Annotated in this window: 19 protein-coding genes; 8 read left to right on the top strand and 11 right to left on the bottom strand. The window is 72.9% G+C overall.

The genetic code is table 11. The features are described 5' to 3' along the window. Positions 1–15: 15 nt before the first annotated feature. The gene (locus ACFWPQ_RS27170) at positions 16–1,014 is read right to left on the bottom strand and encodes a Gfo/Idh/MocA family protein (RefSeq protein ID WP_384039941.1); all 999 of its coding nucleotides are present in this window, start codon (positions 1,012–1,014) and stop codon (positions 16–18) included. A gap of 232 nt (positions 1,015–1,246) precedes the next feature. On the opposite strand from ACFWPQ_RS27170, the gene ACFWPQ_RS27165 reads away from it, so the two are divergent. From ACFWPQ_RS27165 to ACFWPQ_RS27150, 4 genes are all read left to right on the top strand, one after another. After that, positions 1,247–2,590, top strand: coding sequence for a multidrug effflux MFS transporter (locus tag ACFWPQ_RS27165; RefSeq protein ID WP_384039939.1), 1,344 nt, complete (start codon positions 1,247–1,249; stop codon positions 2,588–2,590). Beyond that, positions 2,527–3,723, top strand: a complete 1,197-nt coding sequence (locus ACFWPQ_RS27160; protein WP_384039936.1) for a serine hydrolase domain-containing protein — start codon at positions 2,527–2,529, stop codon at positions 3,721–3,723. Before ACFWPQ_RS27165 ends, ACFWPQ_RS27160 begins: the two co-directional genes overlap by 64 nt. Next, positions 3,720–4,715, top strand: coding sequence for a small ribosomal subunit Rsm22 family protein (locus ACFWPQ_RS27155; protein ID WP_384039933.1), 996 nt, complete (start codon positions 3,720–3,722; stop codon positions 4,713–4,715). Before ACFWPQ_RS27160 ends, ACFWPQ_RS27155 begins: the two co-directional genes overlap by 4 nt. 81 nt (positions 4,716–4,796) lie before the next feature. Then, on the top strand, positions 4,797–5,540 hold the full coding sequence (locus tag ACFWPQ_RS27150) for a bifunctional DNA primase/polymerase (protein WP_384039930.1): 744 nt from the start codon (positions 4,797–4,799) through the stop codon (positions 5,538–5,540). 118 nt (positions 5,541–5,658) lie between these two features. On the opposite strand, the gene ACFWPQ_RS27145 is transcribed toward ACFWPQ_RS27150, so the two are convergent. The 7 genes from ACFWPQ_RS27145 to ACFWPQ_RS27115 form a co-directional block, all read right to left on the bottom strand. Continuing rightward, positions 5,659–6,684 carry a hypothetical protein gene (locus tag ACFWPQ_RS27145; protein ID WP_384039927.1) on the bottom strand — a complete coding sequence of 342 codons (1,026 nt, stop codon included), beginning with the start codon at positions 6,682–6,684 and terminating at the stop codon, positions 5,659–5,661. Next, positions 6,608–7,516: an iron uptake transporter permease EfeU gene (gene efeU / locus ACFWPQ_RS27140; protein WP_384039924.1), complete on the bottom strand. Its 909-nt coding sequence runs from the start codon at positions 7,514–7,516 to the stop codon at positions 6,608–6,610. Before efeU ends, ACFWPQ_RS27145 begins: the two co-directional genes overlap by 77 nt. A 3-nt stretch (positions 7,517–7,519) precedes the next feature. After that, a complete protein-coding gene (gene efeB, locus ACFWPQ_RS27135; protein WP_384039921.1) occupies positions 7,520–8,818 on the bottom strand; it encodes an iron uptake transporter deferrochelatase/peroxidase subunit in 1,299 nt (432 codons plus the stop codon). Between the two features lie 10 nt (positions 8,819–8,828). Beyond that, positions 8,829–9,962, bottom strand: coding sequence for an iron uptake system protein EfeO (efeO, locus tag ACFWPQ_RS27130; RefSeq protein ID WP_384039918.1), 1,134 nt, complete (start codon positions 9,960–9,962; stop codon positions 8,829–8,831). A gap of 160 nt (positions 9,963–10,122) precedes the next feature. Then, positions 10,123–10,944 (bottom strand): heme ABC transporter ATP-binding protein, encoded by an 822-nt coding sequence (locus ACFWPQ_RS27125; RefSeq protein ID WP_384039915.1) that lies wholly within the window; start codon positions 10,942–10,944, stop codon positions 10,123–10,125. 237 nt (positions 10,945–11,181) lie between these two features. Then, positions 11,182–12,228 carry a FecCD family ABC transporter permease gene (locus ACFWPQ_RS27120; protein WP_384039912.1) on the bottom strand — a complete coding sequence of 349 codons (1,047 nt, stop codon included), beginning with the start codon at positions 12,226–12,228 and terminating at the stop codon, positions 11,182–11,184. Beyond that, the gene (locus ACFWPQ_RS27115) at positions 12,225–13,226 is read right to left on the bottom strand and encodes a hemin ABC transporter substrate-binding protein (protein WP_384039909.1); all 1,002 of its coding nucleotides are present in this window, start codon (positions 13,224–13,226) and stop codon (positions 12,225–12,227) included. The genes ACFWPQ_RS27120 and ACFWPQ_RS27115 overlap by 4 nt, the downstream gene beginning before the upstream one ends. A gap of 137 nt (positions 13,227–13,363) precedes the next feature. On the opposite strand from ACFWPQ_RS27115, the gene ACFWPQ_RS27110 reads away from it, so the two are divergent. From ACFWPQ_RS27110 to ACFWPQ_RS27100, 3 genes are read left to right on the top strand one after another with little or no spacing between them, the layout of a single operon-like run. Beyond that, positions 13,364–14,797: an HtaA domain-containing protein gene (locus tag ACFWPQ_RS27110; RefSeq protein ID WP_384039906.1), complete on the top strand. Its 1,434-nt coding sequence runs from the start codon at positions 13,364–13,366 to the stop codon at positions 14,795–14,797. A 14-nt stretch (positions 14,798–14,811) separates the two neighbouring features. Continuing rightward, complete coding sequence (locus tag ACFWPQ_RS27105) at positions 14,812–16,284, top strand: HtaA domain-containing protein (RefSeq protein ID WP_384039903.1); 1,473 nt, start codon at positions 14,812–14,814, stop codon at positions 16,282–16,284. 24 nt (positions 16,285–16,308) lie between these two features. Further along, positions 16,309–16,983 carry a PhzF family phenazine biosynthesis protein gene (locus ACFWPQ_RS27100; RefSeq protein ID WP_384039901.1) on the top strand — a complete coding sequence of 225 codons (675 nt, stop codon included), beginning with the start codon at positions 16,309–16,311 and terminating at the stop codon, positions 16,981–16,983. A 33-nt stretch (positions 16,984–17,016) separates the two neighbouring features. On the opposite strand, the gene ACFWPQ_RS27095 is transcribed toward ACFWPQ_RS27100, so the two are convergent. From ACFWPQ_RS27095 to ACFWPQ_RS27085, 3 genes are all read right to left on the bottom strand, one after another. Next, positions 17,017–17,199, bottom strand: coding sequence for a hypothetical protein (locus tag ACFWPQ_RS27095; RefSeq protein ID WP_384039899.1), 183 nt, complete (start codon positions 17,197–17,199; stop codon positions 17,017–17,019). A gap of 62 nt (positions 17,200–17,261) precedes the next feature. After that, positions 17,262–17,981, bottom strand: a complete 720-nt coding sequence (gene npdG / locus ACFWPQ_RS27090) for an NADPH-dependent F420 reductase (RefSeq protein WP_384039896.1) — start codon at positions 17,979–17,981, stop codon at positions 17,262–17,264. 47 nt (positions 17,982–18,028) lie between these two features. Beyond that, positions 18,029–19,108, bottom strand: coding sequence for an exo-alpha-sialidase (locus ACFWPQ_RS27085; RefSeq protein WP_384039893.1), 1,080 nt, complete (start codon positions 19,106–19,108; stop codon positions 18,029–18,031). 80 nt (positions 19,109–19,188) lie between these two features. Between ACFWPQ_RS27085 and ACFWPQ_RS27080 the strand changes: the two genes are divergently transcribed. Further along, positions 19,189–19,788: a hypothetical protein gene (locus ACFWPQ_RS27080; RefSeq protein ID WP_384039890.1), complete on the top strand. Its 600-nt coding sequence runs from the start codon at positions 19,189–19,191 to the stop codon at positions 19,786–19,788. Positions 19,789–19,947: the final 159 nt, after the last annotated feature.

Here is a 19,947-nt window from a genome sequence, read left to right as displayed (position 1 = left end):
CTACGGCGGGGGGCTTTACGCCTCGTTCGGGTAGCGCACGCCGATCTGGTCGCGGAGGGTGTCGAGGGTGCGCATGACCGCGAGGGTGCCGGCGAGTGGGACGAGGGGGGATTCGGTCTCGCCGGCCCGCAGGGCGCGCATGACCTCGCGGGCCTCGTGGCGGAGTGTGTTGCGCGGTCCGTCGGCCGGGTCCAGGGAGAACTCCTGCGGGGTGTGGCCGTCGCGGTGCAGCACGAAGCGTTCGGGGTTGAAGAAGCCGTCCGGGATGTCGATGCGGCCGCGTGAACCGGTGACCGAGGCGGTGGTGCCGGTGCCGCCGACGATGGAGCAGTGCACCGATGCGAGAGCGCCGCTCTCCCAGGAGAGCAGTGCACCCGTCTGGAGATCGACGCCCTCGTCCGAGAGCACCGCTCGCGCCGACATCCCGTCCGGCTCGCCGAGCAGCAGATGGGCGAACGACACCGGGTACACCCCCAGGTCGAGCAGCGCGCCCCCGGCCAGCGCCGGGTCCCGCAGCCGGTGCGCCGGCGGGAACGGGCCCTCCAGGCCGAAGTCCGCCTGCACCGTCCGCACCTCGCCGATCGCCCCGTCCGCGACCAGTGCCGTCAGCCGCCGCACCAGCGGGTTGCAGTACATCCACATCGCCTCCATCAGGAAGCGGTCGTGCTCCTTCGCCAGCGCGACGAGTTCCCCGGCCTCACGGCTGTTGACCGTGAACGCCTTCTCGCACAGCACGTTGCGCCCGGCCTCCAGGCACAGCCCCGCGGCCGCCCGGTGCGCCGAGTGCGGAGTGGCGACGTACACGATGTCGACGTCCTCGTCCCGGGCCAGCGACTCCCAGTCGCCGTACGCCCGCCCGATGCCGAACCGCTCCGCGAACCCCGCCGCCGACTCCGCGGACCGCGAGGCCACCGCCACGATCTCCGCGTCGGGCAGGTCCACCAGATCCGCCGCGAACGAGGCCGCGATCCCGCCCGTCGCCAGGATCCCCCACCGCACGCTCTGCTCACCCATCCCGGCCGCCCGCCCTCGCTCGTGTGTTTCCCGGCAGTCTGTACGAGCTGAGAGCATATGCGGGGGCCGCCGCGGGACCGACGAAGAGAGGGGTCGAGCAGCGCCCCCGAAGGGGCGCGGGGTTGCATCTGATATGCGGCTCCGCCGCGTGGGCGCGACCAGCCACAACGGCGCCGCAGTCGACAGACGGCGCACCACGAGACCTGCGAGATCTCAGGAAGACGGGGGACACATGCCCGAGCAGCCGGCGCCGCCGAGACCGGACGCCCAGGACACCGCCGTACCCGCCGTACCCGCCGTACCCGCGCCGCACGGCCCCGCCGTCGCCGCCGGTCCCGCCGCCCGCCGTACCGGCTTCCTGCTGGTCCTGGTCCTCGGCGGGCTCACCGCGACGCCCCCGCTGGCGATGGACATGTACCTCCCCTCCCTGCCGGAGGTCACCCGCTCCCTCGGCGCCCCCGCCGCGACCGTCCAGCTCACCCTCACCGCCTGCCTCGCCGGCATGGCCCTCGGCCAGCTGGCCGTCGGCCCGATGAGCGACCGCTGGGGCCGCCGTCGCCCGCTGCTGGCCGGCCTCGCCTGCTACGTCGTCGCCACCGCCCTGTGCGCCGTCGCGCCGGACGTCGGGACCCTGGTCGCCTTCCGGCTGGTCCAGGGTCTCGCGGGCGCGGCCGGCATCGTGATCGCGCGGGCCGTCGTACGCGACCTCTACGACGGGGTCGCCATGGCCCGCTTCTTCTCCACCCTGATGCTGGTCTCGGGGGTCGCCCCGGTCGTCGCCCCGCTGATCGGCGGGCAGATCCTGCGGGTGACGGACTGGCGGGGCGTCTTCGTCGTCCTCACGGTCGTCGGAGCGCTGCTCGCGGCGCTGGTCTGGATACGGCTCCCGGAGACCCTGCCGCCGGCCCGCCGGCACGCCGGGGGAGCGGCCGCCGCCGTCCGCGCCATGCGCACCCTCCTCGCCGACCTGCCCTTCACCGGCTACATGCTCGCCGGCGGCTTCGCCTTCGCCGCGCTGTTCGCGTATATCGCTGCCTCGCCCTTCGTCATTCAGGAAATCTACGGCGCCTCTCCGCAGACCTTCTCCCTCCTCTTCGGCCTCAACTCGGTCGGGCTGGTGATCGCCGGGCAGGTCAACGGGAAGGTGCTGGTCGGCCGGGTCAGCCTGGACAAGGTGCTGGGCGCGGGCCTGGTGGTGACCGTCCTCGCCGCGACCGCGCTGCTGCTGATGGCGAGCGGTGCCCTCGGCCCGGTCGGGCTCGCCCCGGTCGCCGCCGCCCTCTTCGTCCTGATGTCCGCGATGGGCCTCACCCTCCCCAACGCCCAGTCCCTCGCCCTGCTGCGCACCCGGCACGCCGCCGGGTCCGCGTCCGCGCTGCTCGGGACGTCCTCGTTCCTCGTCGGCGCGGTCGCCTCGCCACTGGTCGGGATCGCCGGGGAGAGAACCGCCGTGCCCATGGCGATCGTCCAACTGGCGGGGGCACTGGTGGCGCTGGCCTGCTTCGTGGGAATGTGCCGTCCCTGGGCAGCACGTGGGAACGCCCGTGCGACGTCGAGAGAGGGGGAGGAGAGCTGAGCGCACCGAGACTGCGCGTCGACACACCGGAACGGGCCGGTCTCGACCCCGCGGAACTCAGACACCTCGTCCGCGAGGTGCGCGGCCTCACCACCGGTGAGCGGCCCTGGGCGGCCGGGGCCGTCGTGGTCGCCGGACGCGGACCCGTGATCGCCGTGCAGGAGGCGACCGGCTGGGCCGTGCGCTGCTCCGCGTACGACCCCGCGACCGACGCCGGTGTCGAACTCCTGCCCGCCGCCCGGGTCCCGACGACCGTCGGCACCCCCTTCGACCTCGCCTCCCTCACCAAGCTCTTCACCGCGGTCGCCGCCGTGCAGCAGCTGGAGCGCGGCACCCTCGGCATCGACGCCCGCGTCGGCGCCTACCTCCCCGACTTCCACGGCGCCGCCGCGCACGGCATCACCGTCCGCCAGCTCCTCACCCACACCTCGGGCCTGCGCCCCGAACTCCCGCTGTACGACTGCCCCGACGACGCGGCCCGCCTCGACCTGCTCCGCGCGGAGGCCCCGAGCAGCGCACCCGGCGCCTACCGCTACTCCGACCTCAACCTGCTCCTCCTCCAGCACGTCCTGGAGCGGATCACCGGCCGCCCCCTCGACGTCCTGGTCCGCGACGGCATCACCCGTCCGCTCGGCATGACCGCCACCGACTTCGGCCCCTGCCCCGGAGCGGCGGCCACCGAGGACCAGCGGCGGCCGTGGGCCAAGGCGGACCGGGGGATGCTGCGGGGCGTCGTGCACGACGAGAACGCCTGGGCGCTGGGCGGGGTGGCCGGGCACGCCGGCCTCTTCTCCACCGCCCGGGACCTGGCGATCTTCTGCCGCGCCCTGCTCTCGGGCGGCGCGTACGGCCCCGCACGCGTCCTCGGCCCCGACTTCGTGGACCTGCTGCTGGCCCCGCCCGGCCTGGGCTTCCTGGTGGACCAGCCGTGGTTCATGGGCGAACTGGCGGGACACGGTGCGGCGGGCCACACCGGCTTCACCGGGACGAGCCTGGTGCTGGACCGGGCGACGGACACCTTCCTGGTGCTGCTGGCCAACACCGTGCATCCGCGCCGCCGCCCCGGCGACAGCGCCCCGCGGGCGGCCGCGGCGACCCGCCTCGCCAGGGCTGTCCATACAATCGCCGGGTGAGTCACCCCACCCATCCCGTGGCCCCGGCCGACCGGCTGCGCGCCACCCTCTCCGACCTCCTCGACGGGCTGCCCCCGAAGCGGGCCGCCGGAGCCGTCGAGCGGCTGATCGCCAACTACCGCGGGGCCACCCCGACCGACGCGCCGATCCTGCGGGACCGGGCGGACGTGGTGGCGTACGCGGCGTACCGGATGCCGGCGACCTTCGAGGCGGTACGGTCCGCGCTGGCGGCGTTCGCCGACGCGGTGCCGGAGGGCTGGGCGCCCGGGAGCCATGTGGACGTCGGCGGCGGGACGGGCGCGGCGACCTGGGCGGTGACCGACACCTGGGACGGCGCACGGCCGGTGACGGTCCTCGACTGGGCCGAGCCGGCGCTGGCCCTCGGCCGGGAGATCGCCGCGGCGAACCCGGCCCTGCGGGACGCGAAGTGGCAGCGCTCTCGGATCGGAGCGACGCTCACCATCGAGAGCACTGATCTCGTCACGGTGTCGTACGTCCTCAACGAACTCGACGAGACCGGCCGCGCCGCCCTCGTCGACGCCGCCGCGGCCGCCGCGCAGGCCGTCGTCCTCGTCGAGGCCGGCACGCCCGCCGGCTACGCCCGGATCATCGAGGCCCGGGACCGCCTGATCGCCGCCGGCTTCCACGTCGCCGCCCCCTGCCCGCACAGCGCCGCCTGCCCGATCGTCCCCGGCACGGACTGGTGCCACTTCTCGGCCCGGGTCAGCCGCTCCTCCCTGCACCGCCAGGTCAAGGGCGGATCACTGCCCTACGAGGATGAGAAGTTCAGCTACGTGGCCGCCACCCGCTTCCCGCCCGCCCCGGCACCGGCCCGGGTGGTCCGCCGCCCCCAGATCCGCAAGGGCCAGGTCCTGCTCGACCTGTGCGAGACCGACGAACAGCTCCGCCGCACGACGGTCACCAAACGCCACGGCGACCTGTACAAGGCGGCCCGGGACGCGGACTGGGGAGACGCCTGGCCGCCCGGGTGACACAGCTCTCGTACCCCCCGCTTCATGCCCAGACAGGGCCATAAGGCATCCTGGCCGGACCACAGCGAGGCGAGGCGATAGATGAGCGCGACGTTCGGCGGCCCCAGCGGCCGGCAGGGCAGACTCTCCCGGTGGCTCCGCGGACGCCGTCCGAAGGAGGCGGCCGCCGCAGGCGACGCGGGCCGTACGGACCTGCTGCTCGCCGCCGCCGCGGCGGGCCTCCCACTGGCCCCCGCCGCGCACCCCGCGCCCGGCTACGGCTGTTCCTGCGACCGCGTCGGCTGTCCCACCCCGGCCCGGCACCCGGTGTCGTTCGCGTGGCAGACGCAGTCCACCACCGACCGCGCCCAGATCGAGCGCTGGGCCCGGCACCAGCCGCAGGCCAACTTCATCACCGCGACCGGCATGACCCACGACGTCCTGGACGTCCCCCTGGAGGCCGGCCGGCAGGCCCTGGAGCGGCTGCTCGCGAACGGCGTCGAGGTCGGCCCGGTCGCCGGGAGCGACGACGGACGCCTGCTCTTCTTCACCCTCACCCGCGGCACCCCCGAGGACGAGGACGAGTGGTGGCCGTGCGAGCTGGACTGCCGCCCCGAGACCATGGACGAGCACCCGGGCCTGCGCTGGCACTGCCGGGGCTCCTACGTCCTCGTACCGCCCGCCCGGCTGCCCGGCGACGACGACCGCCGGGTGCACTGGGTACGCGGCCCCGAGCACGCGCTCCCCGACCCGCTGAGCCTGCTGGAGATCCTCACGGATGCCTGCGGCCGGCACGCCGAAGAGGGGAGCGATCAGGTGGCCGCCGCCTGGCCGCTGCGGGGCTGAGCCCTGCGCTGGAAGCACCAGGTTGGGTGATGCCGGCACGTCGGTCGGCTGCGGCGGCGTGGGGGCTGGTCGCGCAGTTCCCCGCGCCCCTGTCGGGGCGCTGTTCGGGGGGCGCTGTTCAGGAACCCTGTGCCGAGGTCAGGCCCTGGATGCGCCCCAGCACCGAGATCTTTCCGGTGCCCGCCGGGTCCAGGGCGACCTGGTTGGAGACGAACTGCATCGTCAGCGACTGCTTGATCTCGCCCTTGGTGAGCGCCTTGACGTCCTGGTTCGGGGTCGGTACGGAGGTGCCGGCGGCCGCGGTCTGCTTGGCGTAGTAGCGGGTGGTGAAGAACACCATCGCCCCGCCGTCGGCGGTCCGCAGCGCGAGCGGCGCGTAGTCGCCGTTGGTCAGCGGCTCGTCGATGTACTGGGTGGCGAGGCCCGGCTTGGTGGACTTCTCGCGGTCCGTGCGCCAGCCGCTGGTGTGCGCGCCGTCCGCGAAGACGGTGCCGCCGCTCTTCAGGTACGTGGCGTAGTCCTGGCTCAGGTCGCCCGGGGAGGCGGCGAGCTGGGCGCTGTTCGCCGGGACGGCCTCGGCCCAGCCGTCCTTGTCGGTGGTGAACTTCGGTACGGCGTCCGGCGCGACCAGCGTCAGATACGCCACCTGGAACGGCGCGGAGAGGCTGTTGCGGGTGAAGACCAGCAGCCAGCGTTCGTCGCCGCCCTTGTTGCCGTGCGCGTTCGCGACGAACCAGCGCGGCCAGCCGGCCTTCTTCGGGATGGTGTACGTGACGTCGTCGAACTCCAGTGGCGAGTGGCCGGAGTTGCCGCCCGGGCTGTTGACGTGCCCGGCCTTCAGGCGTGCGGAGTCGATGTCGGCGAGGGCGCCGGTCGTGTAGTCCGCGTCCAGGGAGCTGTCGAAGGCCTTGTCGGCCTTGTTGTAGGCGTCCGTGAACTGCCGCAGCGCCTTGGCGGCTTCGGCGCGGGTGGTGGCGGGGAGCACCTCGCGCTCCCCGTGCACCACCACGCAGCCGCTCGCCGTCAGTGACAGGGCGGTCAGCGAGACCGCCAGGAGCGCGTTCCGATCACGCCTGCGGAGCCTGCGGCGCCGTAGCGGACCGCGATCCCTGGTCGCCAGGTGCGTCATCAGGTGCCGTGCCATCAGGTGCCTTCACCTTCCCCTTCCCGGAGCCGAACCCTACCGGGGCGAAGAAGAGTGCGAGCGTGGGGACCAGGTACAGCAGCCACACCGTGACCTGGAGCACGGTCGGGTCCGGCTGGAAGTTGAAGACGCCCTTCAGCAGCGTCCCGTACCAGCTGTCCGGCGGGATGGCGCCGCTGATGTCGAAGGCCTGGTCGGTCAGGCCCGGGATCCAGTCGGCCTCCTGGAGGTCGTGGAAGCCGTAGGCCAGCACGCCCGCCGCGACCACGACCAGCATGCCGCCGGTCCAGGTGAAGAACTTGGCGAGGTTGATCCGCAGGGCGCCCCGGTAGAACAGCCAGCCGAGGAACACCGCGGTGGCCAGGCCGAGCGCGACGCCGATCAGCGGGCGCGGGGTGCCGTCGCTGGCCGCGTGCACGGAGGCCCACACGAACAGCGCGGTCTCAAGGCCCTCCCGGCCGACGGCCAGGAAGGCGGTGGCGACCAGTGCGCCCGTGCCCATCGCGAGGGCCGCGTCCAGCTTGCCGTGCAGCTCCGCCTTCAGGTGCCGGGCGGTGCGCCGCATCCAGAACACCATCCACGTCACCAGGCCCACCGCGACGATCGACAGCGACCCGCCGAGCGCCTCCTGCGCCTGGAACGTCAGCTCCTGGGAGCCGAATTCGAGCGCGCACCCGAAGCCCATGGCGATCAGCACCGCCACCGCGATGCCGATCCAGATCGGCTTCAGGGCGTCCGTGCGGCCGGTCTTGACCAGGTAGGCGATGAGGATGCAGACGACGAGCGACGCCTCAAGGCCTTCCCGCAGCCCGATCAGGTAGTTGGAGAACACGGATCACGCCCCCTTGGAGGACTCGGAGGACTCGGCGGACTCGGCGGATTTGGAGGACTCGGACGATTCGGAGAACAGCGTCCGGCCCCACCAGTCGTCCTTGTCCCGGACGCCGGGCGGGACCGCGAAGACCGCCGAACCCACGTGCTGGATGTACTCGTTGAGCGCGTCGGACGCCGACAGCCTGCGCTGCAGCGGGATGAACCCCTTGCGGACGTCACGCATGTAGGCCAGGAAGAACAGCCCGGCGTCGAGCCGCCCGAGCCCGTCCGTCCCGTCGGTGAAGGAGTAGCCCCGGCGCAGGATGGTGATCCCGCCGTTGGAGTCCGGGTGCGCGAGCCGCACATGGGCATCGGGCTTCATGGCCTTCAGGAACGGCGCGTCGTGCTCCTTGGCCTTGCCGACCGGGGCGCCCTCGCCCTTGTCCCGCCCGAAGACGTCCTCCTGCTCCTGGAGCGAGGTCCGGTCCCAGGTCTCGATGTTCATGCGGATCCGGCGGGCGACGAGGTACGACCCCCCGCTCATCCACCCCGTCCCGTCCCCGTCCCCGGCCCACACGAACTTCTTCAGGCGGTCGGTCTCGGTCCCCGCGATGTTGCGGGTGCCGTCCTTGAACCCCATGAGATTGCGCGGGGTCTGGGCGTCCGGGGTCGTCGACGAGGTCTTCCCGAAGCCGAGCTGGGACCACCGGATGGCGACCTTGCCGAAGCCGATCCGGGCGAGGTTGCGGATGGCGTGCACGGCGACCTGCGGATCGTCGGCGCAGGCCTGGACGCAGAGGTCGCCGCCGGTACGGGACGAGTCGAGGTTGTCCCCGGGGAACCCGGGCAGGTCGACGAGCGCGGCCGGCCGCTGCCCGCCGAGCCCGAACTTCTCGAAGAAGGACGGTCCGAAGCCGATCGTCAGCGTCAGCCGGGACGGCTTGAGCCCGAGGGCCTCACCGGTGTCGTCCGGCGGTGCCTCGGCGAGCCCGCCGTACGCGCCCTCGCCGACCGCCTTGCCCGCGGTCATCCGCCGGGCCGCGGCCGTCCAGTCCTTCAGCAGCTGGACGAACTCGTCCCGGTCGTCGGTCTTCACGTCGAACGCGGCGAAGTGCAGCCGGTCCTGGACGGGCGTGGCGATCCCGGCCTGGTGGGCACCGTGGAACGGGACGGCGGCACCGGTGTCGGCGGCGACCGGGTCGACGTCGTCGCCGACCTCGGTCATCGCCACCGCGCCCCCGGCCACGGCGGCCCCGAGCGCGAGCCCGGCCCCGCCCCACCCGATCAGCGCCCGACGCGACGGATTGGCTTTCTCGCTCATTCCCCGCCCCCTACTTGACCACGGCCGCGGCGAGCTTGGACAGCGGTTCCGCGAGGGCGTTGACCGCGTCCGACAGCTCCTTGCGCTGCGCCTCGGTGACGGCGTCGTACGAGACGAAGCCGTCGGAGGTCTTGTCCGTGCGGTACTTGTCGAGCAGCGTGTCCAGCGCGGCGAACTGCTTGTCGAGTTCGGCGGTGAGGGCCGCGTCGTTCTTCTGGGCGACCGGCTTGAGCAGCTCGTACGCCTTCTGCGCGCCGTCGACGTTGGCCTTGAAGTCGCTCAGGTCGGTGTGGGAGTAGCGGTCCTCCTCGCCGGTGACCTTGCCGGTGGCGACCTCGTCGAGGAGCTCCTTGGCGCCGTTGGCCATGGAGGTCGGGGTGATCTCGGCCTTGCCGACCCGCTTCTGCCAGTCCTTCAGGTCGGTGAGCAGCTCATCGGCGAGGGCCTGCTGCTCGGCGCCGGCCTTCTTGTCCACCCACAGCGCCTTCTCCAGCGCGTGCCAGCCGGTCCACTTCTGGCCCTTCTCCAGGTCGTTGACGCGGGTGTCGGTCTTGGGGTCGATGTCCCCGAACGACTCGGCGATCGGCTCGGTGGTCTCCCAGCCGACCCGGGAGGGCGCGTAGGCGTCCTTGGCGGCGTCGACGTCACCGGCCTTGATGGCGTTGACGAACGTCTCCACCTTCGGGATCGTCGCGTCGGCCTGCTCCTGCGCGTACTCGCGGTAGGCGGCGACGGCCGCGTCCAGCTTCGGGTCGCGCTTGGCGACCGTGCCGCCGGTCACGGTCAGCTTCTGCCGCACGCCGTGCCCCTTCATCCCGGGCCGGCAGGCTATTTCGTACGACCCCGCCTTCACCTCGGCGGTGAGCGTGTACTTCGTCCCCGGCCCGATGTTCTCCTTCTCCGACACGATCCGGTCGTCCGGGAAGAGGATCTCGACCTCGGTGGCCTTGGACCCCGTGTTCTCGATGGCGAGCGTGACGTGCCCCGCCGGGACCGACTTCGTCGACGTCTCGCACTTCGAGTCGGTGGCGGTGACCTGGATCGCGTCGTCGCCCTTGGCGTCGCTCTTCGCCGTGCAGGCCGAGAGGGCGGTCAAGGCGGCCACGGTGGCGGCGGCGGTGACGGTGAGTCGGACGGCACGCATGCAGGCTCCAAGCGGATGGTGTGGTGAGGCTGGCCTAACTTACCTGAGGCTTACCTCACTCATACCCGCCCGGGTGGTGATTCATCAGCCACAGAAAGATCACAGACACGGCTTGATATCGACGGCGAAAAACAAACGCCAAGGAATGGCAAAGGGAAGGTCAAGGGGTGCGCTTCGGTGCGACGACGGCGACTCCCGTCCGCGGATGCGGGAACACCTCGACCGGCTGGTCGTAGACCTCCGACAGCAACCGCTCCTCGAACACCTCGGCGGGCGGGCCGTCGGCGGCGACATGACCGGCGCACAGGATCGCGACCCGGTGCGCGTAGGCGGCGGCGAGGGCGAGGTCGTGCAGCACCACAACCACCGCGTCACCGGCGTGCGCCCTGTCCCGGCAGAGCCGCAGCACCAGTTCCTGGTGCCTGAGGTCGAGCGCGGCGGTGGGTTCGTCGAGCAGCAGCAGGGGCGCGCGCTGCGCGAGCACCCGGGCGAGAGCGACCCGGGCCCGCTCGCCGCCGCTGAGCGCGGCGAACGACCGCTCGGCGAAGGCGGTCACCTGGGTCGCCGCCATCGCCTCGGCGACGGCGAGTTCGTCCTCGCCGGGTGCGGAGCCGGTGTGCGGCGCCCGCCCCATCCGCACCACGTCCGCCACCGTGAACGGGAACGACAGCGTGGCCGACTGCGGCAGCACCGCCCGCCGCAGCGCGAGCTCCCCGGCTGACCACTCCGTGGCGGGACGGCCGAAGAGCCGGACGACTCCGCCACCGGCCACGACATCTCCGGCGAGAGCCGCCAACAGAGTGGACTTCCCGGCCCCGTTGGGCCCGACGAGAGCGACCACTTCCCCGGCCCGGGCGACGACGTCGACACCACGGAGAACGAACCGATCACCGAGCCGCACACACAGCCCCTCGGCCTCGACGAGAACCTCACCGACAACTGGGGGAGGAGGAGGCCCGGGATTCGGACGGCGGAGTCTCATGAGCGGGCTTCTCCGATCGGTCGTGAGCGGCGGGAAGAGGGTGAGTGGCGGAGGCGTGTTCGAGGCCTACGGACCTGGGGTGAACAGGTGGGCGGTGGTGCCCCATAAGGGGCTCGGGGCGTGTCGAAAAGGGTGGTGAGACAGCGCCCCGTAAGGGGCGCGGGGAACTGCGCGACGAGCCACGATGGCGCCGCACCCGGCGACGGACCCGCACCGCCGACGGCGAGGCCCGCGTCGCTACGCCCACCCCCCTTGCCGGCGCCGTGTCCTCCGTAGCAGCCAGAAGAAGAACGGGCTGCCGAGGAGGGCCGTGAGGACGCCGAGGGGGAGTTCCGCCGGGGCGGACACCGTGCGGGCGGTGAGGTCGGCGGTCAGGAGGGTGACCGCCCCCAGCAGCGCGCTGCCCGGGACGAGGAAGCGGTGCCCCGGCCCCGCCGCCATCCGCAGGACGTGCGGGACGACCAGGCCCACGAAGCCGATGATCCCCGACACGCTCACCGCCGCCGCCGTGAGGAGGGCGATGACCAGGACCAGGGTGAGCCGCAGGCGTTCGACGTCGACGCCCAGGTGCCGGGCCGGGCGTTCGCCGAGGGCGAGAAGGTCGAGACGGCGGGCGTAGCGGGGCGCCAGGGCGAGGCCGAGCACGGCGCACGGGAGTACCGCCAGCACCTTCGGCCACGTCGCCTGGGACAGCGAACCCAGCTGCCAGAACGTGATCTGGTTGACCGCCGCGGTGTCCGCGAAGAAGAGGAACAGCCCGATCAGCGCCCCCGCGAACGCGTTCACCGCGATGCCCGTCAGGATCAGGGTCACCACCTCGGTACGGCCTCCGGAACGCGCCATCGCGTACACCAGCAACACCGTCGCCAGCCCCGCCCCGAACGCGCACACCGACACCGTCCAGGCGCCGAGGAAGTCGAGCCCGAACGCGATCACCCCCACCGCCCCCACCGCGGCCCCCGAGGAGACCCCGATCACCCCGGGCTCGGCGAGCGGGTTGCCGAACACGCCCTGCATCAACGCCCCCGCACACCCCAGCGAGGCACCGACGAGCAGCGCCAGCACGATCCGCGGGAAGCGGACGTTCCAGAGGACGGACTCGGGCACCCGGCCCAGCGCCGTACCGCCGAGTCCGGCGCGGTGCAGGACCGAGTCCAGCACGTCCCCGGTCGGAATGGGATACGCGCCGAGCCCCGCCGCCACCGGCACCAGCACGACCAGCGCCGCGACCAGCCCCAGCGCGAGCAGCCATCCGACCGTCGGCCTCCCTCCGCGCCCGCTCACTTCGCGTCGTCCCCGTACAGCTGCGCCACCACCGACTTCAGCACCTGGTCGGTGCGCGGCCCGTAGTTGAGCAGCACCCCGTCCTCCACCGACACCACCCGCCGGTCCATCCCGGCCGGGGTCTGCGCCACCCCCGGGATCTTCACCAGACCGTCGATGCCCCCGACCGACTCGAGTCCCTTGGTCATGACGAGAATCGCGTCCGGCGCGGCCTTGACGAGCGCCTCGGCGGTGATGGCGGTGAAGTCCTTCGTCAGCCCGGACTCGAACCCGGCGTCCACGGCCCCCGCCGCCTCCAGCAGCGAGGTGGCCCCCGACCCCCGCCCGCCGATCAGGTACACGGAGGCCGAGCCGCGCAGGTAGAGGAAGGCGACCCGCGGCTTCGTCCGCTCGTGCGGAACCGCCTTGCGCACCACGGCGATACGGTCCTCCGTGCGCCGCGTCAGCCGCTTCCCCGCCGCCGGGACGCCGAGCGCGCCGGCCACCGCGGCGATCCGCGGACCCACGTCGCCGAGACCCTGGGCCGGATCGACCAGCAGCACCGGGACACCGGCCTCGCGGATCTGGTCCATCGCCTCCTGGGGCCCGGTGGTCGTCTCGGCGAGCACCAGGTCCGGCTTGAGGGAGAGCACGCCCTCCGCGGAGACGTCGTGGTTGCGGGTGACGACCGGCAGTTTCGCCGCCTGCCGGAAGGTCGCCGTGATGTCCCGGGCGACGACCCGGCCGCCGAGCCCGAGCGTGAACACGATCTCGCTGAGGCTGCCGGAGAGCGGGACGATCCGGCGTGCCTGACGGACTGTCACCTTCCGGCCGTCGGCGGACGTGACGGTGACCGGGAGTTCCGGCGACGGAGTGCCGGTGAGCGGCTCGACCCGGTCGGCGGCTGCCGTCGGCTTCGCGGCCGCGGCCCGCGGTGAGCCTCCACAGGCGGTCGCCGTCAGGGTGAGGGCGAGCAACGGGACCAGTGCTCCCGCCAGTCGGGTGCGCAAGCGTCGCACGGTCGTCCGTCCGTTTCTCTCGGGTCACCGGTGGCCGCTGCGGCGACCTGGCGCAAAGCTTAGGTTAGCCTTACCTTAGCTGGCTACGGGTCGCCGTACCTGCCGTATCCGTTCCGTCGTGCTCCGGAGGACCTCCCATGCCCGCGCGCCTTCGTGCCCTGGTCACCGTGGTGTTCGTGGTCGTTCTGGGGGCCCTGCTCCCGGCCGCCACCGCCCACGCGGCGAGCCGTACCGTGCAGGGCGGCCGGCTCGACTGGGGCGTGAGGTCGTCGTTCCAGAGCTATGTCACCGGCCCGATCGCGAAGGGGAGTTACTCCCTGACCGGCGGTGCGGCGACCGTGGGCAGCAGCCGGTTCCGCTTCCCCTCGGCGACCGGCACCTACGACGGCGGCACGGGCGCGTTCACCGCGTCCTTCGCCGGCGGGGTGCACTTCGTCGGCCACCGGGAGAGCGACGGCACCTACCAGCTGGACCTCACCCTCAGCCGCCCCACCGTCCGTATCTCCGGCTCGGCCGGCACCCTCTACCTCGATGTCACCAGCAAGGCGAAGGGCACCGGGGCGGTCACGACGTCCTCGCAGGTGCCCTTCGCCTCCCTCGCCCTGGGTGGGATCGACATGCGAGGCGCCGGCTCCGCCGTCGTCCTCGACAACGTGCCCGCCACCCTCACCGCCCAGGGCGCCACGTCCTTCGCCGGCTACTACACGGCCGGTACCGCCCTGGACCCGGTGAGCCTGGCGGCGGACGTCGAGCCGGCGAGCACGTCCACGCCGACCCCGACGCCCGCCAAGTCGCCCATGAAGAAGGCCGCCGCCAAGAACGCCGTCGAGGACGGTGCCGTCGACTGGGGCGTACGCCGCACCTTCCGCGAGTACGTCACCGGTGACATCGCCCGCGGCAGGTGGACGCTGACCGGCGGAGCCGAGGACGGCGGCGCCCTCTTCCGCTTCCCGAAGGGCGAAGGGACGTACCGCAACGGCGCGTTGACGGCGAGCTTCGCGGGCGCCGTCCGCTTCACCGGCGACCACGGCCTCGACCTGGGACTGAGCGCGGTCAGGGTCACCGTCGAGGACGGCACGGGCACCCTTTACGCCGACGTCGACAGCGACGCCTTCACCGGCGACAAGGTCCCGCTGGTCACCTTCACCGCCGAGGACCTCACCGCGAAGAAGGGGCTCGCCTCGGTCACCGAGGCCCCCGCGAAGCTCACCGCCCAAGGCGCCAGGGCCTTCGCCGGGATGTACCGGGCCGGCACCGCCATGGACCCGGTCTCCCTCGCCGTCGCCCTCACCGCCGACGCCGTCCTGCCCGCCCTGCCCGACCTGGGCAGCGCGGCCGACGGGACGGAGACGCCCGCGCCCGGCCCCACCTCGGCGCGGCCACTGGCCGACGACACCGGGGCCGCCGACGGCGACGGCACCCCCGTCCTGACCGTCGTCCTCACCACGGGTGCCCTGCTGGCGGCCGCCGCGCTCTTCGCGGTCGCCGTCCGCAGGCGCCGTACCCGCCCGGCGGCCGGGCCCGCCCCCGCCGGCGAGGACCGACCCACCCACACCCCCGAACACCCCTGAGGAGCCACAGGCCCATGCTTGCCACCACACCCAGATCCCTCGCCCTCGCCGCCGCCGTGGCGGTCACCCTGGGCGCCGGCGCGCTCACCGCCGCGACCACCGCGTCGGCCGCCGAAGTACCGCTCAGCGGCTACGAGTTGACCTGGGGCATCAAGCAGTCGTACCGCACCTACGTGACCGGGATGGCGGCCGGTGCCTTCACCCCGTCCGACGGCGCCTCGCAGGCCGCGGGCAACGGCGCCTTCACCTTCACCCAGGGCGCCGGCGGCTACGACTCCGACGCGCACACCGTCGCCCTCGCCTTCCAGGGCAGCCTCCGCATCACCTCCCAGCTGCACGGCTTCGACCTCACCCTGTCCGACGTGCAGTTCGACAGCGGGGCCGCGGAGATCACCGCCGACGTGACCCGCAACGGCACGACGACCGACGACGTGCCGCTCGCGACGGTGACCGTCACCCGCGCGATGACGGACATGACGACCACCCTCACCAAGCAGGCCGCCGACGTCCTCGGCAGCGCGGGCTACGAGGGCGCGGCCGGCGACCCGCTGACGGTCGTCCAGACGACCGCACAGTCCCCGTCGCCCAGCGCCTCCGCGTCCACGAGCACCTCCCCGTCCCCGTCACCGTCGCCGTCCGCGTCGGCCTCGGCGAGCACGTCCGCGTCCCCTTCGGCGTCCGTGTCCACGTCCGCCTCGCCCTCCGCCTCCGAGCCCGAGGAGACCCCGGCCGAGGGCGACATAGCCGACGGCACCCTCACCTGGGGCGTGAAGGAGTCCTTCCGCACGTATGTCGTCGGCAGTGTGGCCAACGGGAGGATCACCGTCTCCGGCGGGGCCACGCAGGCCGCCGGCAACGGCGTCTTCACCTTCACCGACGCGACCGGCACCTACGACACCGACGCCGGCACCCTCACCGCCGCTTTCGGGGGTGCGGTCAACTTCAAGGGCCACGAGAGCGACGGCACCTACGCCCTCGACCTCACCCTCTCCGGCGTCCGCGCGACGATCGCCGACGGCAAGGGCACCCTGACCGCCGACGTCACCAGCCTCGGCACCACCACCGAGGACGTCGAACTCGCCGACCTCGAGGCCGGATCCGCCGACCTGACCGCCACGGACGACGTCATCACCCTGGACGACGTCACCGCCACCCTCACCGAGGCCGGCGCGAAGGCGTTCAGCGGCTACTACACCGCGGGCACCGCACTCGACCCGCTGGACCTCTCCATCGCCCTGACGGACGACGCCCAGCTCCCGTCCGGCGACGACGGGGCGACCAGCACCCCGACCGCCACCGCTTCGGACGACACCACCGGTTCGGCGAGCGGCGGTGCCGTCGCCTCCACGACGGGTGGCACGGGTGGTGCCCTCGCCTCCACCGGCTCGGCCCTTCCGGCAGCCGCCCTCGGCACGGCAGCGGCCGTCACCGTCGCAGCGGGCGCGGGTGTCGTGTATGCGATGCGCAGGCGTCGTACCGAGGGGTGACGCCGCGAGTGCTTCAATGCCGGAGTGACTGACTACGACGTGCTGCGTGTCTTCTGCGCGGCGAACGGCGGATACGGCAACGAGCTCGGGGTCGTCCGCGACGGCTCCGTGCTGCCCGCGCGGGAGGACCGGCAGGCGCTGGCGGCGAAGCTCGGGTTCAGCGAGACCGTGTTCGTGGACGACCCCGAGCGCGGGGCCGTCGACATCTACACCCCCACCCTGCGCCTGCCGTTCGCCGGCCACCCCTGCGTCGGCACGGCCTGGCTGCTGGACGTACCCGAACTGGTCACCCCGGCCGGTGTGGTCGGCGCCCGGCTGGACGGGGAGTTCAGCTGGATCGAGGCGCTCCCGGAGTGGGTTCCGCCGCGCACCCTGCGCCAGTACGCCACGGCCGCCGAGGTCGACGCGCTGCCGGTGCCGCCGCCGGGGGAGTGGATCTATGCCTGGGCGTGGGAGGACGAGTCGGCCGGGCGGGTCCGTGCCCGCGCCTTCCCGGGCCGCGACGACGGCATCGACGAGGACGAGGCGACCGGTGCGGCGGCGCTGCTGCTCACCGCGGAACTGGGCCGGGCCCTGAACATCACCCAGGGCAGGGGCTCGCAGATCCTGACCGCACCCCAGCCGTACGGCTGGGTGGAGATCGGCGGGCGGGTCCTCCTGGAGGGCGAGGAGAGGCAGTCGGCGGCAGCCCGGTGGTGATCGGCCGGTGGTCGGCCGGTGGGCGGCCGGTGATCAGCCGGTGACCGACTTCTCCTGACGGCCGCGCCGCACGTAGTACCAGGTCATGTTCGACGACAGCCCCGTCAGCAGCACCCAGACCACGCCGATCGGCCAGCTGCCCTGGACGAAGGAGACGACGGCGGCGGCGACGGCGAGGACGCAGACGATCAGCGCGTAGAGGGCGAGGCGGGGCATGAGATCGCTTTCCTGACGAGTGCGGGGGACACTGCTGGCGCCCACCAGTGTCCCCCATCCCCTCAGACGTCCGTGACGCGGAGCCCGGCGTGTGCCTTGTAGCGGCGGTTGACCGAGATCAGGTTCGCGACCAGGGACTCCACCTGGTGGGCGTTGCGCAGCCGCCCCGCGAAGACGCCGCGCATCCCGGGGATGCGCCCGGCCAGCGCCTGCACGACCTCCACGTCGGCCCGCGCCTCGCCGAGCACCATCACATCGGTGTCGATCTCCTCGATCTCCGGGTCCTGGAGGAGCACGGCGGAGAGGTGGTGGAAGGCGGCCGTGACCCGGGAGTCCGGCAGCAGCGCCGCGGCCTGCTCCGCCGCGCTGCCCTCCTCCGGCTTGAGCGCGTAGGCGCCCTGCTTGTCGAAGCCGAGCGGGTTGACGCAGTCCACGACCAGCTTGCCGGCCAGTTCCTCGCGCAGTGACTCCAGCGTCTTGCCGTGCCCGTCCCACGGTACGGCGACGATCACGAGGTCGCTGCGGCGCGCGCACTCGGCGTTGTCGGCGCCCTCGACACCGTGCCCGAGCTCGTCGGCGGCGGCCTGCGCGCGCTCGGCGGCCCGGGAGCCGATGATCACCTTCTGGCCGGCCCGGGCCAGCCGGTAGGCGAGGCCCTTGCCCTGCGGGCCGGTGCCGCCGAGCACCCCCACGACCAGACCGGAGACGTCGGGCAGGTCCCAGGGATCCTTGGCGGGGGCCTTCCCGGCCGCCGGCTGCTGTGCACTGTCGGTAGAGGTCATGGGCCGACTCTACGTCCGGGCCGACGGCCGTACCCGGCCAGGTTCGGTCAGGTGAGCCGGTTCACGGGCACCCGGCGGAAGGTGATCGTCGTGTACGCGCTGAAGTCACCGGTCTCGTACAGGAGCCCGACGGTGGCCGCGTCGATCCGGGTCAGGTCGGAGTAGGCGGCGGGCAGCCCGTCCACGGTGTGCACGGACCGCCAGGTGGTCCCGCCGTCGGCGGAGGCGCGGATCGTCATCAGGGCGCGGCTCGCCGCATCGCCGGGCCCGGAGTACAGCAGCAGCTCCGGATCGCGGAGTTGGAGCACGCTGGCCTGGCAGACGGGCGCGGTGAGCCCGGCCTGCGGCCGGAAGGGCTTCACGAGCGTGCGCCCGCCGTCCACCGAGTGCGCGTCGGCCCTGTTCCCCGGCGCCGGGGAGTCGTTGCGCGTGTTGAAGTAGACGCGCCCGTCGGGCAGTTCGGCGGCGGTGGTCTCGTTCACGTTGATGTACCCGTTGGTGTTCTCGTCGAGGTAGCCGAGGTACCAGGTCTCCCCGTGGTCGTCGCTGAGCAGGCAGTGCCCGCTGTTGTACTTGCCCTCGGTGCCGTTGTCCGTCCCGGTGGGCGGCAGGGTGTGGTTGGCGGCCACGACCACCCGCCCCGAACGGAGTTGCAGCGCATGCCCGGGCGTGGTGGCGTACCACCGCCACCCGGCCTTCTTCACCGACTTGGTGATCTCCTTCGGCGCGGACCAGGTCACCCCGTCGTCGTCACTGTGCTGCACCCAGACCCGCCGCCCGTCGGCGTCCGGCACCTGCCCGCGCAGGATGGCGTCCTCGGTGGCGGAGGCGGCGCTGCGGACGTGCACGAGCAGGATGCGGCCGGTGTCGAGGACGACGGGGGCGGGGTTCCCGGCGAGATCGGTCCCGTTGCTCGCGGCGACCTGGAGCGCCCCCCAGGTGCGTCCACCGTCCCCCGACCTCTTCAGGACGACGTCGATGTGCCCGTGGTCGGCGGCGGAGTTGACTCTCCCCTCGCAGAAGGCGAGCACGGTGCCGGCCCGGGAGACCACCACCGCCGGGATCCGGAAACTGGCGTAGCCCTCTTTGCCGGCGCGAAAGGGAATGCTTGCTTCTACGTCGCTCATGGGCCGCCTTCTCCCCGGTTCGGGCGAATTCGGAGTGAACTCCGCGTCACGAGTGTCCGATTGCGGCAGTATGCGTGGGCATGGACGCCGTACGGGTCGCGTTGTTGCGTGAAGTGCTCGCCGGGACCGAGTGGTTGAGCGCGACGCGGAGATTCGCGGGGGCGCTGCGCGGTTCGGTGGTGACGCACGGCGGCGGACTCCTCCTCCTCGGCACCCCGGACTACGAGCCCTGGCATCTCGCCGCGCACCTGGTGGACGAGGCGGCGTGGTCCGGTACGCCGGAACTGGCGCCGACCCTCGTACGGCACGACGCGCGTCCCACCGACCCGGCGCACCTCGCGGTCGGCCCCGGGCGCATCGAGACGGCCCGCCGCGGCGAGACACTGCTCGTGGTGACGCCGGGTGACGCCGAACCCCTGCTGGAGCGGATCCACACCGCCCGCCGCGCCGGCGTGACGGTCCTCGCCCTCTCCACCACCACCGACGACGCGCTCACCGCCATGGCCCACGAGACGCTCACCGTCCCCGAGGGCGCGGAACTCGACCTGGACACGGTCCAACACCTCGTCAGCGCGGCCACCGGCGAGAACGGCCCCTCTCCGCGGGGGCGCCGCCGCTTCCGAGACCGCCTGACCCGCCTGGCGGAAACGGTGACGGCTCCGCCTCCGCCGCCCTGGTGACTCTGCCCACCCACTGTGAGGAAGGGGGGAGCAGGAAGCCGGGGTGGCGCGGCCACGGATGTCGGCCGCGGGTGCGGTGGGGGCTGGTCGCGCAGTTCCCCGCGCCCCCTCAGGGGCCGGTTGCGCCACCCCCCGGCAGGGGCGCGGGGGACAGGGCCG

This window comes from Streptomyces sp. NPDC058464, assembly GCF_042721035.1.
Classification (GTDB): Bacteria; Actinomycetota; Actinomycetes; order Streptomycetales; family Streptomycetaceae; genus Streptomyces.
This window is presented reverse-complemented; position numbering and strand designations above follow the sequence as displayed.